Below are 14724 nucleotides of genomic sequence, written 5' to 3'. Positions count from 1 at the left end.
GCCAAAGACTAGAACACGTTCTTGTTTCTGACTAGAGTTTCCGGCATGAGTCCAGAAACCCAGCCGCACTGCCTCGTCGAACAGGTCGGACACACCCTGGTCGTCACCATGAATCGCCCCAAGAAGCGCAACGCGCTCTCCGGCGAGATGCTCGCGATCATGGAAGAGACCTGGGACCGGGTGAACGCCGATGACTCGGTCCGAGTCGCCATCCTCACCGGTGCGGGCGGCGCGTTCTGTGCCGGCGCCGACCTGACCGCCATGTCGCAGAGCTCGCCCTCGGACAAGTTCGAGTCGGGTGAGTTCGATCCGTCCGTGATCAAGTCGCTGCTCAAGGGCTTCCGACTCACCAAGCCGCTGATCGCCGCCGTCGAGGGGCCGGCGATCGCCGGCGGCACCGAGATCCTTCAGGCCACCGACATCCGCATCGCCGGTGAGTCCGCGCGATTCGGTGTCTCGGAGCCCAAGTGGGGCCTCTATCCGCTGGGTGGTTCGGCGGTGCGTCTCCCCCGCCAGCTCCCCTACACGGTGGCCGCCGACCTGCTGCTGACCGGTCGACACGTGAAGGCCCGGGAGGCGAAGGAGATCGGACTGATCGGACACGTGGTGCCCGACGGTGCAGCCCTGGCGAAGGCGCACGAGATCGCGGACCTGATCTGCGCCAACGGCCCGCTCGCGGTCCAGGCGGTGCTCAAGACGATCCGCGACTCCGAGGGAAAGCATGAGAACGAGTGCTGGGCCGAGGACGCCCGCGTCGGGGCAGCCGTCTTCGCCTCGGACGACGCGAAGGAAGGTCCGCGGGCCTTTGCCGAGAAACGCACGCCGGAGTTCACCGGCCACTGACCGCCGGCACGCGTTCGATGCCGCTCCAGGAATGCCCCAGTTCAGGGGATGCCCGAGACCGTGACCCGCTCCTAGGCTGAGATGTTCCCCAGACGAAGGAGGAGGGAGATGGCCCTCTACATGGATGTCCACAACGTCGGCGCCGGCGTGACCGCCGACGACGTTGCCAAGGCACACGCCGCGGACCTCGCGATCCAGGCCCAGCACGACGTGAACTACCTGAAGTACTGGGTCGACGAGGCCAACGGCAAGATCTTCTGCCTCGTCGACGCGCCGGATCCCGAGGCCGCCAACACCGTCCACCGGGAAGCCCACGGGCTGGTGGCCGACGAGATCTATCCGGTCCGGGAAGGCGTCTGATCAGGTCGAGCGGAAGTCATTGACGCCCTTGCGGGCCTACACTCGGCAACGTGGAACTCCTCGAGCGTGAGGCATTCATCGCCTCGCTCGACGACTACGCTGGAGACGCCGCCTCGGGCCACGGACGATTTGTCGTGGTCGCGGGCGAGGTGGGTGTCGGGAAGACGTCCCTGGTCGACGTCTTCCGTTCCTCGCGCGCCGACCTGCGGTGGTTGTGGGGCGCCTGTGACGGGAGCTTCACGCCGCGCCCCTTGGGCCCGCTGCACGAGATCGCCGGGTCCGTGGGTGGCCGACTGCAGGACCTCTGCCGTGACGAGGGCGACCGCAACGACCTCTTCGCCGGGTTCCTCGCCCATCTCGACCAGTCCCCCGGAACCACCGGCGTCGTGGTGGAGGACCTCCACTGGGCCGATGAGGCCACCCTCGACTGGCTTGGCCACCTCGCCCGCCGGATCGAGCACACCCGGGCTCTCGTGGTCGTCACGTGCCGGGATGACGAGAGTGCCCCCGACAGTCCGCACCGGATCGCGCTCGCCCAGGTCATCCGACACCGCTCCAGCCGACGTATGACCCTGCCGTGCCTCACTCCGGCGGCGGTACGACGACTCTCCGCCGGCGTCGCCGACGCCGACCGACTGATCCGCCTCACCGCGGGGAACCCCTTCTACGTCACCGAAGTTCTCGCTGATCCCGACACCGAGGTGCCCCAGTCGGTGGGGGACGTGGTCAACGCCCGGATCTCGAAGCTCACCCCCGACGCCCGGCGGCTGCTGGCCGCCGCAGCGGTGATCGGTCGCGGCGCAGACGCCACCTTGCTCTCCGCGCTGAGCGGCGTGCCTGCCGCCGCCCTCGACGAGTGCACCGCGTCGGGCACCCTGGTGACCGACGGGCCGACGTACAGGTTCCGTCACGAGCTGACGCGCCTGGCGGTCGAGCGAGCCACTCCCGCATGGCAGGCGGCCGAACTGCACAGGATTGCGCTGATCGCCCTGTCCCGCCAGGGCGCGGACGTGGCCGAGCTCGCTCACCACGCCGAGGCTGCCAGTGACGGACCGGCCACGGTCCGGCACGCGCACGCAGCAGGACGAGCCGCCGCAGCAGCCTCGGCGCACCGTGAGGCGATCATCCAGTTCCGCAGGGCACTGGCCAACGTCGAGCCCGATCAGGTCGAGACCAGCGCGGAACTGGCGGAGGCGCTCGCCGAGTCGCTCTCGACCCGGGACCTGTGGACCGAGGCGCAACAGCACTGGGCACAGGCCGTCGAGCTGCGCCGAGGCCTCGCCGACCCGGAGCACCTGGCGCGCTGCCTGCGTCGTTACTCGACGTGCCTGTGGCGGCTGTGCCGCAAGGAGGCGGCCGACGCAGCCCGGTCTGAGTCCTACGGGTTGATGGTGGGTGCGCCGGACAGCGTCGAGAAGGCCCTCGCACTCAGCGCCCACGCGAACAGGGTGGAGATACCGGTCCCTGAGCGGTTGACCGCGCTCGACGAGTGCCTGCGCATCGGGCTGGCACTCGAGGACGACGCCCTGATCGGGCGGTCGCTGCTGACACGCGCGTTCGCCGAGAGTGATGAGGGCCCGGTCGACTTCCCGATGCTCGAGCGGGCCCTCGACCACGCCCTGCGCGCCGACGACGCGGCGCTCGCCGGTTGCGTCTACACGAACCTCTACGAGACGTCGATCGACCGACTCCGACTCGACGAGTACGCCTGGGCCTATGAGTTGGGCGTGCCCTACTGCCTCGAGCACGAGCAGCACACCTACAGCGTGTGCCTGCGAGGGGCGAAGGTCACCGAGCTGGTCCGGCGCGGCCGACTGAACGAGGCGATCGACCTCTCGCTGGAGACCATGCGGGAGACGATTTCGCCGGTCAACCGCATGCACCTGGCGATCGGGCTCGCCACCGCCGGGTTTCGGATCGGTCGCGCCGAAACCGGTGACTGGCTCGCTCTCGCCTGGGACCTGGGCACGCAGAACGACGAGCCGTTCTGGTTGACACAGGTTGCGACCGCTGCTGCACAGGGAGCGTGGCTCACCGGCGACATGAGCCTGCTCGACGAGAGGGTCCGCGAGGCCCACCGACGAGGATTCACCGACGATCCGTGGCCCTACGGTGAGCTCACCGCATGGCTGGTCAGGCTCGGCGTCCGGATCGAGCAGGAGCGCCAGCTGCCCGCGCCGTACGCCCTGGAGGTGGCCGGCGACCATCATGGCGCCGCGGCAGTCTGGCGCGCACTGGGTTGCCCCTTCGAGGAAGGGGTGGCCCTGACCCTGGCCGACGAACTCCGACCCGCGCTCGACCTGTTCACCTCCGTGGGCGCAGAGCCGGCGGCGGCGATCGTGCGCACCAGGCTTCGCCGAACCGGGACCGCCGTACCCGTTCCGCGGGGTCCTCGTTCCAGCACCCGGACCCATCCGGCCGGACTGACCACCCGGGAGGCCGAGGTGCTCGCCCTCGTGGCGGAGGGCCTCACGAACAGCGAGATCGCCGAACGACTCTTCCTGTCACCGAGAACGATCGAGCACCACGTCTCGTCCGTGCTCGCCAAGCTCGGCGTGGACAGTCGCGGTGCGGCTGCGGCCCTCGCAACCTAGGTGTCCCCCTGCCCCAATCTGGGCGGTCATCACCGATCCCCTGGACGCTTCGTCTCACTAGCGTCGAAGACCAGATCATTCGACCGAAGGAGACGGCAATGCCCCTCTACATGGATGTACACACGCTCGAGGGCGGGGTCCCGCTCGACGACGTCGCCAAGGCACACGTGGCCGACCTGGACACCCAGGACGCCTATGACGTCCACTATCTGCGCTACTGGGTGGACGAGACCCACGGCAAGATCTTCTGCCTCGTCGACGCGCCGGATGCGAACGCGGCGAACACGGTGCACCGCGAGGCGCACGGCCTGGTCGCCGACGAGATCTACGCGGTCAGGGAAGGTGTCTGACATGCGTGCCGCCATGGCAGCGCGCCTGCTGGTCGCTCCGGCCCTGGTCGGCGGCGTCATCGCGCTCAACCTGCCCGCCGACGCGGACTCGGGCGTCGGCCTGGCCGACGTACGCCAAGCCACGCAGAAGTACCACGACCCGGGGGTCGCGGAGGCCGACGGCTACCTGGACGTCGGGCTGCCGTGCTTCAGCAGCGACGACGGCGGCATGGGTGACCACCGCGTCGACTTCCCGCGGGTCGACGACACGATCGAGGCCCTGCGCCCGGAGGCGATGGTCTACGACCGGCTCGGCAACGGTGACCTGAAGCTGGTGGCGGTGGAGTACATCGCACCTCGCGGACCCGGACACGCGCGACCGAGCCTGTGGGGCGTCGACTTCAACGAGACCACGGTGGGCGGCACCGACCTCTGGACCCTCCACGCATGGCTGTGGAGGGGCAATCCCGCCGGAGTCCTGGCCACCTGGAACCCCAGCCTGGAGACCTGCGGGTGAGAATCACCCATACGGGCGGTGACCCGGGGACCTCCGGAGGCCTAGCGTGACAGGGGGAATCCTCCGGAGGAAGCCGATGAGTCTTCACGACACCGTCAAGGACCACTACGGTCACGCCGACCTCGCGGACGTCATCGTGCGGGCGTTGTCCGCGAACGGGGTCGACACCGCCGCGCTGAAACCGACCGACCTGGCGCCCGTCGACCAGCTGCACGCCGGGTTCGCTCCGGCCACGGAGTACGTGCTGGACGCGCTGGCGGTCGGCCCCGAGACACGACTGTTCGATGTCGGCTGTGGAATCGGTGGCGGGTCTCGCATGGCCGCTGCCCGGGGCGCCCGCGTGGTGGGCATCGATCTGACTCCCGAGTTCATCGTGTCGGCGCAGTCCCTGACCGACCTCACCGGCCTCTCCGACCGGATCACCTTCGTGAACAGCTCCGCCGATGCCCTCGACCTTCCGGATGCGTCGTTCGACGCCGCGATGATGATCCACGTGGGGATGAACATTTCCGACAAGCGCGCCGTCTTCACCGAAGTACGCCGACTGCTCGCGCCGGGCGGCAGGTTCGCCGTGTTCGAGCAGATGCGCGCCGGCGCTGGGGACCTCACGTACCCGCTCCCTTGGGCGCTCGATGAGTCCTCGTCGTTCGTGGCAACCCCCGAGGAGTACGTCGCGGATCTCGAGGCGGCCGGGTTCACCATCGACTCGACCGAGGACCGCACCTCCTTCGTGGCCGGCAGCCCACCACGTGGGTCGTCCAGCCCCGGCCTCTCCCCCGCCGTGATCTTCGGGCCCGAGTTCATGACCCGCATCGGCAACAACGTGGCGGCCTCCGACGACGGCATCCTCGGCGCGTTCCTGATCGTGGCGCGTTGTTGAGCCATGGGCCAGGCGTCGGCCGCTGAGGATCACCCGCCGTACGTCGTCCGCAAGGCCTTCTTGTCCGGCTTGCCGAGACCGGTCAACGGAATGGAGTCGACGGCGAGCACCTGCTTGGGGACGTGCACCGATCCCTTGCGCTCCTTGACGAGTGCCTGGATCTCACCGATGACCGTGTCGTCCAGGGTGGCGGCGTCCCTGGGGACGACGAGCGCCGTCACCGCCTCACCGAACTTCTCGTGGGGGGTGCCGATCACGGCCACCTGGGCGACCGCTGGGTGTTCGGCGACCACGTCCTCGATCTCGCGGGGGAAGACGTTGAAGCCCCCGGTGACGATCATGTCCTTGGTGCGGTCGACGATGAACCAGAATCCGTCCTCGTCCTCTCGGGCGACGTCACCGGTGTGCATCCACCCGTCGCGGAAGGTGGCCGCGGTCTCCTCGGGCAGCTTCCAGTAGCCGCCGGAGACCAGAGGTCCGGCGACGCAGATCTCGCCCGGATCGCCTGGTGGCACAGGGTTTCCGTCCTCCGCGAGCAGGGCGGTCCGGATGAACGCGGACGGACGACCGCACGAGCTCAGCCGGGGTGTGTCGTGGTCGGCCTTGCCCAGGTAGGTGATCGCCATCGGCGCCTCGGACTGTCCGTAGTACTGCGCGAAGATCGGTCCGAAGCGGTCGATCGCCTCCTGCAGCCGGACCGGATTGATCGATGAGGCGCCGTAATAGACCGTCTCGAGCGACGACAGGTCCCGGGTGTGGGAGTCCGGGTGGTCGAGCAGGGCGTAGAGCATCGACGGCACCAGCATCGTCGCGGTGATCCGCTGCTCCTCGATCGTGCGCAGCACCTCGCCCGGATCGAACTTCGGCAGCACCACCAGGCAGCCGCCCTTCATCACGGTGGGCACGAAGAACGCGGCCCCGGCGTGCGAGAGCGGAGTACACATCAGGAAGCGCGGGTTGGCCGGCCACTCCCACTCGGCGAGCTGGATCTGCGCCATCGCGTTCATGGCACCGGTGGTGCCGATCACGCCTTTTGGCTTGCCGGTGGTTCCACCGGTGTAGGTGATCGAGACGATGTGGTCCGGGGGAAGAAGCCGCGCCGTGAGAGGCATGGCGTCGTACGCCGCGGCGGAGTCGATGAGGTCCTCTCCCACGTCGGCCAGCTCGTCGGGCACCGGCCCGATGGTGAGCACGCGCTCCAGGCCGGGACACCTGTCGAGCAGCCCCAGAGCCCTCTCCTTGAAGGCCGGATCGATGATCAGTGTGGTGATGCCGGCGTCGTTGATGACGTAGGCGTGGTCGTCGAGCGAACCGAGGGGGTGCAGGGCGGTACGCCGAAAGCCCTGGGTCTGCCCGGCCCCCAGGATGAACAGCACCTCTGGCCGGTTCAGGGCCAGCAGGGCGGACGACGTGCCGGTGCCCGCACCGAGGGCCTCGAAGGCCTGGACGTACTGGCTGATGCGGGCCGCCACCTCGCCTCCGGTGAGAGTGACCTCGCCCAGGTGCATCACGGGGTCGTGGCGGTGAGCCTTGAGCGCGGCCACCATGAGGTGCCCGTTGTGGGTGCCCGTGTGGAGATCGCCGGTCGGGGCGACTGTCGTCATGCGATCACCTCCGCGACGCTGCGCACCTCGTCGGTGGTCCGGCAGCTGAGCAGCAGCTCGGTGACACCCGTCGACTCCCACTCCGCGACCCGCTCTCTCACGTAGCCGGAGTCCCCCACGATGTGCATGTCGTCGACCAGCTCGTCGGGGACCAGCGCCGTCGCCTCGTCCCGCTTCCCGGCCAGGAAGAGCTCCTGCACCTTCTCCGAGACGGTCTCGTAGCCCATCCGGTCGAACACGGCCTTGTGGAAGTTCTGCTCCTTTGCGCCCATGCCGCCCATGTACAAGGCGATCGTGGGTTTGATCGCGTCGATGACGGCCCTTCGCTCGTCCTCGGACGACGTGACCCGCAGATGGCAGCTCGCCGCGATCTCGAAGTCGGCACGCGTACGACGGGCTCCCTCGCGGGCGAACCCCTCGTCGAGCCACGGCTGGTACATCTCGGCCGACTTCGGGGTGTAGAACAGCGGGATCCAGCCGTCGGCGATCTCGGCGGTCTGAGCCACGTTCTTCGGACCCTCGGCTCCCAGCCAGATCGGGATGTCGGCCCGCAGCGGATGCACGATCGACTTCAAGGGCTTGCCGAGACCGGTCGCGCCGGGACCGTCGTACGGCAAGGGGTGGTGCGGGCCGGCGTTGCTCACCGGCTCCTCGCGGGCCAACACTCGGCGGATGATGTCGACCACCTCGCGGGTGCGGGCCAGGGGCTTGGCGAACGGCTGGCCGTACCAGCCCTCCACGACCTGCGGGCCGCTCACGCCCATGCCCAGCACCACCCGACCTCCGCAGAGGTGGTCGAGGGTCAGCGCGTGCATGGCGATCGACGCCGGTGAGCGGCCGGACATCTGCACGATCGAGGTGCCCAGACGCAGCCGGCTGGTCTCCCGACCCCACCAGGCCAGAGGTGTGAAGGCGTCGGACCCCCAGGCCTCGGCGGTGAACACCGCGTCGAAGCCCGACTCCTCGGCTGCCGCCACCAGCTCACCCACCCCCGACGGCGGCTGCGCGCTCCAGTATCCGAGTTGCAGGCCCAGCTTCATGTGCATCTCCTCAGCCGATTTGCTTGTGCCCCACACTAGAACATGTTTCACTTTTGAGCCATGAGCACTTCGCAGGCCAGGACTCTCAGTGCGCCCGTGAGCGTCAACTTCGACTACACCAGATCCGTCGGCCCCACCCTCGCAGCCTTCTTCACGGGCCTCCGCCAGGGGCGGCTGGTCGCCGGTCGGCTCTCCGACGGAGGTGTCGTCCTGCCGCCCCCGGAATTCGATCCCACCACGCACGATCCGGTCACCGAGTTCGTCGAGGTCGGGCCCACCGGCACCGTGCAGTCGTGGACCTGGGTCCCCGAGCCTGTCGCCGGCCAGCCCTTCGACCGACCCTTCGCGTTCGCCCTGGTCCTCGTCGACGGAACCACCGCGCCCTTCCTTCACGCCGTGGACGTCCCGTACGACGAACTCTCGGTCGGCATGCGGGTCCAGGTCCGCTGGGCCGAGGAACGCGTCGGAGCGATCACGGACATCACGTGTTTCGAGCCGGCCACGGTCCCGAGCGATGCCGGAGGCGGCAGCCCCGCCCAGCCAGCCGCCGCGGTCCCCGAGGTCGTTGCCGCACACGCCGCACAGCTCGACGGCCCGCTCATCACGCCGGTCAACCTCGACTACACCTACGCGGCCAGTCCCGAGGAGAGTGCGTTCTTCCGCGGTCTCCAGGAGGGCCGGATCCTCGGTCAGCGCTGTCCGACGTGCGGCAAGGTGTACGTGCCACCACGCGGAGCCTGCCCGGTCGACGGCGTGCCCACGACCGACGAGGTCGAGCTCGCCGGCACCGGAACCGTCACCACGTTCTGCATCGTCAACGTGCCCTTCCTGGGGCAGAAGATCACGCCGCCCTACGTCTCGGCGTACGTCTTGCTCGACGGTGCCGACATCGCCTTCCTGCACCTGATCCTCGGCGTCGAGGCCAGCGAGGTGCGGATGGGCATGCGGGTCGAGGCGGTCTGGAGACCGCGCGACGAGTGGGGAACGACCGTCGAGAACATCAGCCACTTCGCGCCGACCGGTGAGCCGGACGCAGACTATGAGAGCTACAAGGTGCACCTGTGAGAAACGTTGCGGTGGTGGGCTTCGCCCAGCGTCAGATGGCCGAGTTCGACGGCTCCCCCACGATGGTCGAGCTGCTGGTGCCGCTCTTCGCCGAGCTCTACGAGCAGACCGGCTTCACCCGCAAGGACATTGGGTTCTGGTGCTCGGGCTCCTCGGACTACCTGGCCGGCCGGTCGTTCTCCTTCGTCTCCGCGGTCGACGCGATCGGGGCGCTGCCGCCGGTCGCCGAGTCGCACGTCGAGATGGACGCCGCCTGGGCGCTCTACGAGGCGTGGGTCAAGATCCAGACCGGCGAGATCGACACCGCCCTCGTCTACGGCTTCGGCAAGTCGTCGGCCGGTGTCCTGCGCCGCACGCTCGCCCTGCAGCTCGACCCCTACACGATGACGCCGTTGTGGCCCGACACCGTGTCGCTCGCCGGACTCCAAGCCAGGCTGGGGATCGAGGCCGGGCTGTGGGACGAGGCGACGATGGCCGCCGTGGCGCAGCGATCCCTGACCGACGCCCAGGACAACCCACACGCCGTACGCCGTGGTGGCTCGTCTGTCGAGGAGCTGCTCGCCCGTCCGATGTACGCCGACCCGTTGCGCAAGCACGACTGCGCACCGGTGACCGACGGGGCCTCCGCGCTCGTGCTGGCGGCCGACGACCGCGCCCGGGAGTCGTGTGAGCGGCCGGCGTGGATCGGTGGCATCGCGCACAACGTGGACCCCCTGCACCTGGGCGCCCGAGAGCTCACCTCCTCGCCGTCGTCGCGGAGAGCAGGGGACGCCGCGGGGCTCGACGGCATCGAGATTGCTGAGCTGCATGCACCGTTCACCCACCAGGAACTGGTCCTGCGTGAGTCGTTCGGGCTGCGTGCCGACGTACGCATCAGTCCGTCGGGTGGCGCGCTGGCCGGCAACCCGATGTTCACCGCCGGCCTCAACCGCATCGGCGAGGCCGCCAGCCGGATCCACTCGGGCGAGGCCACGCGGGTGATGGGCCACGCCACCTCGGGTCCGCTGCTGCAACAGAACCTGGTCTGCGTGATGGACGGAGCGACGAAGTGAGCAAGCAACCTGCCGCCGTGGTCGGCATCGGTCAGACCCATCACCGCGCCAAGAGAGTGGACGTCTCGATGGCGGGGCTGTGTCGCGAGGCCATCGACCGTGCCCTGGCCGACGCCTCCATGACCTTCGACGACATCGACGCCATCGTGGTCGGCAAGGCGCCCGACCTCTTCGAGGGCGTGATGATGCCCGAGCTCTATCTGGCCGAGGCACTGGGCGCCGCGGGAAAGCCGTTGCTCAGGGTCCACACCGCCGGGTCCGTGGGTGGCTCGACCGCGATCGTCGCGGCCTCGCTCGTGCAGTCCGGCGTTCACAAGCGGGTGTTGACCGTGGCCTTCGAGAAGCAGTCGGAGTCCAACGCGATGTGGGCGCTGTCGGTGCCCGTGCCGTTCATCATGCCCGTGCATGCCGGTGCCGGTGGCTACTTCGCGCCTCACGTGCGCTCCTACATCCGGAGGTCGGGCGCACCGACTCACATCGGTGCCATGGTCGCGGCCAAGGACCGTCAGAATGCGCTCAAGAACCCCTACGCGCACCTGCACAACAAGGACACCACCGTCGAGACCGTGCTGGCCTCGCAGATGCTGTGGGACCCGATCCGCTACGACGAGACGTGCCCGTCCTCGGACGGGGCCTGCGCGCTGGTGATCGCCGACGCCGACACCGCTGCGTCGATCGACAACCCGGCCTGGATCCACGCCACCGCGATGCGGTCCGAGCCAACGACCGCGGCCGAACGAGACCAGGTGAACCCGCAGGCGGGACGAGACGCGGCGGCGTACCTGTGGAAGCAGGCCGGAATCACCGACCCACGTGCCGAGATCGATGCCGTCGAGATGTACGTCCCCTTCTCGTGGTTCGAGCCGATGTGGCTGGAGAACCTCGGCTTCGCCGGAGAGGGTGAGGGATGGCGGCTCACCGAGTCGGGTGTCACCGCCATGGACGGCGACCTGCCGGTCAACTGCTCGGGCGGGGTGCTCTCGTCGAACCCGATCGGCGCCTCGGGGATGTTGAGGTTCGCCGAGGCTGCCCTCCAGGTGCGCGGACAGGCAGGCGCGCACCAGGTCGACGGCGTACGACGCGCGCTGGGCCATGCCTACGGCGGAGGGTCGCAGTTCTTCGCGATGTGGGTGGTCGGGGCCGAACCACCAGCCCTCTAGAGTTGTCGCATGATCGAGCTCCGCACCCCTGCCCAGATCGACGAGATGCGACCCGCGGGCGTGTTCGTCGGTGAAGTGCTGACCGCGCTGGCCGAGGCTGCCGATGTCGGGGTGAACCTGCTCGAGCTCGATGCGCTGGCCCACCGCATGATCAAGGATCGCGGCGCAGAATCCTGCTACATCGACTACCACCCGTCCTTCGGGGCGTCCCCGTTCGGCAAGGTGTTGTGCACGTCGGTCAACGACGCCGTGCTGCACGGGCTCCCCCACGACTACAAGCTGGCCGACGGCGATCTGCTCAGCGTCGACTTCGCCTGCGCGGTCGACGGCTGGGTGGCCGACTCGGCGCTGAGCCTGGTCGTGGGCACGCCCCGACCAGAGGACCTGGCCCTGATCGAGACCACCCAGGTGGCCCTGGCGGCCGGCATCGACGCGGCCCGCGCGGGCAACAAGATCGGCGACATCGCAGCGGCGATCGGCGGTGTGGCGCGCGAAGCGAACCTGAAGGTCAACCTGCAGTTCGGTGGGCACGGGGTCGGGCGCACCATGCACGGTGACCCGCACGTGCCCAATGACGGACGCCCCGGCCGCGGCTACCCGCTCAAGCCCGGCCTGGTCATCGCGATCGAGCCGTGGTTCCTGCACACCACCGACGAGATCTACACCGACGCCGACGGCTGGACCCTGCGCAGCGCCGACGGATCACGCGGAGCGCACTCCGAGCACACCATCGCGATCACCGACGGCGACCCGATCATCCTCACCGCCCGCTGACCCACGAGTTGTGGGTCTTCGTGTCGCGAGTTGTTGGTTCTCGTGCGTCGAGTTGTTGACTCTCGGGCTCACCGCTTGATCCAAGGCTCCCGACGACGGGCGTATCGCCTCTTCGGCCTTGCTCTCCGCTCCGCGATGACCTCGGCCAGCTCTGCCAGCCATTCCTCGAGCGCGGCGCCCTTGAACTGGTGCTTGCGTACGACGATGACATGCCACCCGTGCGCTTCGAGCCACTCCAATCTCGCGCGGTCGTGCTCCTCCTGATCCGGCCCGTGCCACTCCTCGCCGAAGTACTCGACCGCGACTCGCCACTGGGGGTAGGAGAGGTCCTGTCGGAACAGGACCTTGCCGGACTCGATGATCTCGAACTGCGGTCGAGGCGCGGGCAGGCCGGCGTCCAGGATCACGATGCGTGTCCACGACTCGCCCTGGGACTCAGCCAGCGGCGAGGCGAGCGGGACCAGCTCTCGGACCTGTGCCACGCCCCGTCGGCGACCGAAGCGAGTCAGTCCGACAGTCAGGTCGGAGTGTGTCAGTCCGCACGTGCGCATGAACGCATCCAGAACCGCCAGCGCCTGCCGTCTCCCGCGACGGCAGGCGAGGTCGAGTGCCGTACGCCGTGACGTCGTGACGGGGGTGCCCGCAATCAAGGTGATGTCGGTCGTCGCGAGGTCACGAACGCAACCGAGGAGTCCGGCCCGGCGGGGCGCTTCGTGACCGGGCGGGACCGCCACCTCAAGATCAGGCACCTCGTGACGCTCGTCGGGGTCCTGGACCTCGATGCCCCACAACCATGCCGCAGAGCGATCGCAGACAACTGCATCGGCCGGGAGCACGAGCGCCGCACAGGCGACGCGAAGCTCGAGCGAGTCGGCGACGGCGCTCGTGCAGTAGACGCCCCTCAGCACCCGGCGGACGAGGCCGTCGTGGATCCAGCGGCGCAGCCGCCCAGCGGGGACATCGCGGCCCAGGAATGGTGCGGCAGGTGGTTCTTCCATGCAGAGAAGGCTTGCCGCCGGACCCAGAGGCAAAACGACCCATACGGCGCCCTGTGGAAAACTCCACGCATCAGGACGGCGTACGACGGGCAGGTGGACCGACGCGAACGACGAAAGTCAACGAGTCAACGCGCGAGAATCAACAACTCGCGGGTCCGGAATCAACAAGTCGTGTCAGTAGGTGACTTGGAGCTCCTTGATGCCGTTGATCCAGGCGCTGCGGAGCCGACGCGGCGCACCGGCGCGGGCGATGTCGGGGACCTGGTTGGCGATCTCGTTGAAGATCAACTCGATCTCGAGACGGGCCAGGTTGGCGCCGATGCAGTAGTGCGCCCCGTGGCCGCCGAAGCCGAGGTGCGGGTTGTGCTCACGCAGGACATCGAAGGACGTGGGGTCCTCGAAGACGTCCTCGTCGAAGTTGCCGCTCGCATAGAACAGACCGACCCGGTCGCCCTCCTTGACCTCGACACCGTTGATCGTCACGTCCTCGAGGGCCACCCGCTGGAACACCGTCACCGGAGTCGCCCAGCGGACGATCTCGTCGACCGCCGACTGGGGCCGCTGTTCCTTGTAGAGCTCCCACTGGCCGGGGTTGTCGAAGAAGGCGCCCATGCCGTGCGTGATCGCGTTGCGCGTGGTCTCGTTGCCCGCCACCGCCAGGAGGATCACGAAGAACCCGAACTCGTCGTCGGTCAGCGCCTCTCCGTTGACGTCGGCCGTGATCAGCTTGGTGACGATGTCGTCCTGCGGGTTCTTGCGCCGGTCGTCGGCAAGGCCGGCAGCGTAGGTCAGGATCTCGATCGAGGCTGACTCGGCATCTCCCTCGATCTCAGGGTCGTCGTAGGAGAGCATCTGGTTGGACCAGTGGAACAGCTTGCTGCGATCCTCCTGCGGCACACCCATCAGCTCGGCGATGGCCTGCAGCGGCAGCTCGGCGGCGATGTCCTCGACGAAGTTGCCCGAACCCTTGGCGGCGGCGTCCGACACGATCCGACGGGCCCGTTCCTCCAGCGCGTCGTGGAGGGCGGCGATGGCGCGCGGGGTGAATCCGCGTGAGATGACCTGGCGCAGCTTGGTGTGGTCCGGCGGGTCCTGGTTGATCAGCATGACCCCCTGCAGCTCGATCTGCTCGGGCGTCATGTCCGGCGCGAAGCGGATGATGGCGCCCTGTTTGGCCGTGGAGAACGACTTGCTGTTCTTCGACACTGCGGCGATGTCCTCGTGCTTGGTCAGCGCCCAGTAGCCCGAGGCGCCGACGAACCCGGCCCGCGCCTCCTGGGGCTGCTCGACCCAGTGCACCGGCGAGCTCTGCCGCAGTGCGGCGAACTCCTCGTGCGGGATGCGCTCCTCGATCAGCCCGGGATCTGTCGGGTCGAATCCGACGGGCAGCGGGGTGGTTACGGTCACGGCTTCCTCCATGCGGCTAGAACACGTTCTAGTGATGATGGTTACATACTCTCGGAATGTTCGGAAGGGCAACGCGCACTTTCCTCGCCAGGTTTCGGCCA

General features: G+C 68.5%; 14 protein-coding genes. 10 read left to right on the top strand and 4 right to left on the bottom strand.

Going from position 1 to position 14724, the window contains the following annotated elements:
- The first annotated feature begins 45 nt into the window (after positions 1-45).
- The 6 genes from NJ4_RS08685 (at position 46) to NJ4_RS08660 (ending at position 5523) form a co-directional block, all read left to right on the top strand.
- On the top strand, positions 46-843 hold the full coding sequence (locus tag NJ4_RS08685) for a crotonase/enoyl-CoA hydratase family protein (protein WP_067433123.1): 798 nt from the start codon (positions 46-48) through the stop codon (positions 841-843).
- Positions 844-951: 108 nt separating this feature from the next.
- Positions 952-1203, top strand: coding sequence for a DUF4242 domain-containing protein (locus tag NJ4_RS08680; protein ID WP_067433120.1), 252 nt, complete (start codon positions 952-954; stop codon positions 1201-1203).
- 50 nt (positions 1204-1253) lie between these two features.
- Positions 1254-3797, top strand: coding sequence for an ATP-binding protein (locus tag NJ4_RS08675; protein WP_067433116.1), 2544 nt, complete (start codon positions 1254-1256; stop codon positions 3795-3797).
- Between the two features lie 98 nt (positions 3798-3895).
- Positions 3896-4147: a DUF4242 domain-containing protein gene (locus tag NJ4_RS08670; protein ID WP_067433115.1), complete on the top strand. Its 252-nt coding sequence runs from the start codon at positions 3896-3898 to the stop codon at positions 4145-4147.
- A gap of 1 nt (position 4148) precedes the next feature.
- Positions 4149-4643, top strand: a complete 495-nt coding sequence (locus NJ4_RS08665; protein WP_067433112.1) for a hypothetical protein — start codon at positions 4149-4151, stop codon at positions 4641-4643.
- A gap of 76 nt (positions 4644-4719) precedes the next feature.
- Positions 4720-5523, top strand: coding sequence for a class I SAM-dependent methyltransferase (locus NJ4_RS08660; RefSeq protein WP_067433109.1), 804 nt, complete (start codon positions 4720-4722; stop codon positions 5521-5523).
- A 29-nt stretch (positions 5524-5552) separates the two neighbouring features.
- On the opposite strand, the gene fadD8 is transcribed toward NJ4_RS08660, so the two are convergent.
- Positions 5553-7127: a fatty-acid--CoA ligase FadD8 gene (fadD8, locus tag NJ4_RS08655; protein WP_067433107.1), complete on the bottom strand. Its 1575-nt coding sequence runs from the start codon at positions 7125-7127 to the stop codon at positions 5553-5555.
- On the bottom strand, positions 7124-8167 hold the full coding sequence (locus NJ4_RS08650) for an LLM class F420-dependent oxidoreductase (protein ID WP_067433105.1): 1044 nt from the start codon (positions 8165-8167) through the stop codon (positions 7124-7126). The genes fadD8 and NJ4_RS08650 overlap by 4 nt, the downstream gene beginning before the upstream one ends.
- A gap of 60 nt (positions 8168-8227) precedes the next feature.
- Between NJ4_RS08650 and NJ4_RS08645 the strand changes: the two genes are divergently transcribed.
- The 4 genes from NJ4_RS08645 to map are packed head-to-tail and all read left to right on the top strand — an operon-like array spanning position 8228 to position 12218.
- Positions 8228-9232, top strand: coding sequence for a Zn-ribbon domain-containing OB-fold protein (locus NJ4_RS08645; protein WP_067433102.1), 1005 nt, complete (start codon positions 8228-8230; stop codon positions 9230-9232).
- Positions 9229-10284, top strand: a complete 1056-nt coding sequence (locus NJ4_RS08640; RefSeq protein WP_067433099.1) for a thiolase domain-containing protein — start codon at positions 9229-9231, stop codon at positions 10282-10284. Before NJ4_RS08645 ends, NJ4_RS08640 begins: the two co-directional genes overlap by 4 nt.
- On the top strand, positions 10281-11444 hold the full coding sequence (locus NJ4_RS08635) for a thiolase domain-containing protein (protein ID WP_067433096.1): 1164 nt from the start codon (positions 10281-10283) through the stop codon (positions 11442-11444). Before NJ4_RS08640 ends, NJ4_RS08635 begins: the two co-directional genes overlap by 4 nt.
- A 9-nt stretch (positions 11445-11453) precedes the next feature.
- A complete protein-coding gene (gene map, locus NJ4_RS08630; protein ID WP_067433093.1) occupies positions 11454-12218 on the top strand; it encodes a type I methionyl aminopeptidase in 765 nt (254 codons plus the stop codon).
- A 68-nt stretch (positions 12219-12286) separates the two neighbouring features.
- On the opposite strand, the gene NJ4_RS08625 is transcribed toward map, so the two are convergent.
- Both NJ4_RS08625 and NJ4_RS08620 read right to left on the bottom strand, forming a co-directional pair.
- Entirely contained in the window at positions 12287-13216 is a 930-nt protein-coding gene (locus tag NJ4_RS08625; RefSeq protein WP_157550958.1) for a PDDEXK family nuclease, read from the bottom strand.
- 174 nt (positions 13217-13390) lie between these two features.
- Positions 13391-14623 carry a cytochrome P450 gene (locus NJ4_RS08620; protein ID WP_245644510.1) on the bottom strand — a complete coding sequence of 411 codons (1233 nt, stop codon included), beginning with the start codon at positions 14621-14623 and terminating at the stop codon, positions 13391-13393.
- Positions 14624-14724 lie beyond the last annotated feature (101 nt).

Source organism: Nocardioides jensenii JCM 1364 = NBRC 14755, from assembly GCF_001552535.1.
GTDB classification, from domain to species: domain Bacteria; phylum Actinomycetota; class Actinomycetes; order Propionibacteriales; family Nocardioidaceae; genus Nocardioides; species Nocardioides jensenii.
This window is presented reverse-complemented; position numbering and strand designations above follow the sequence as displayed.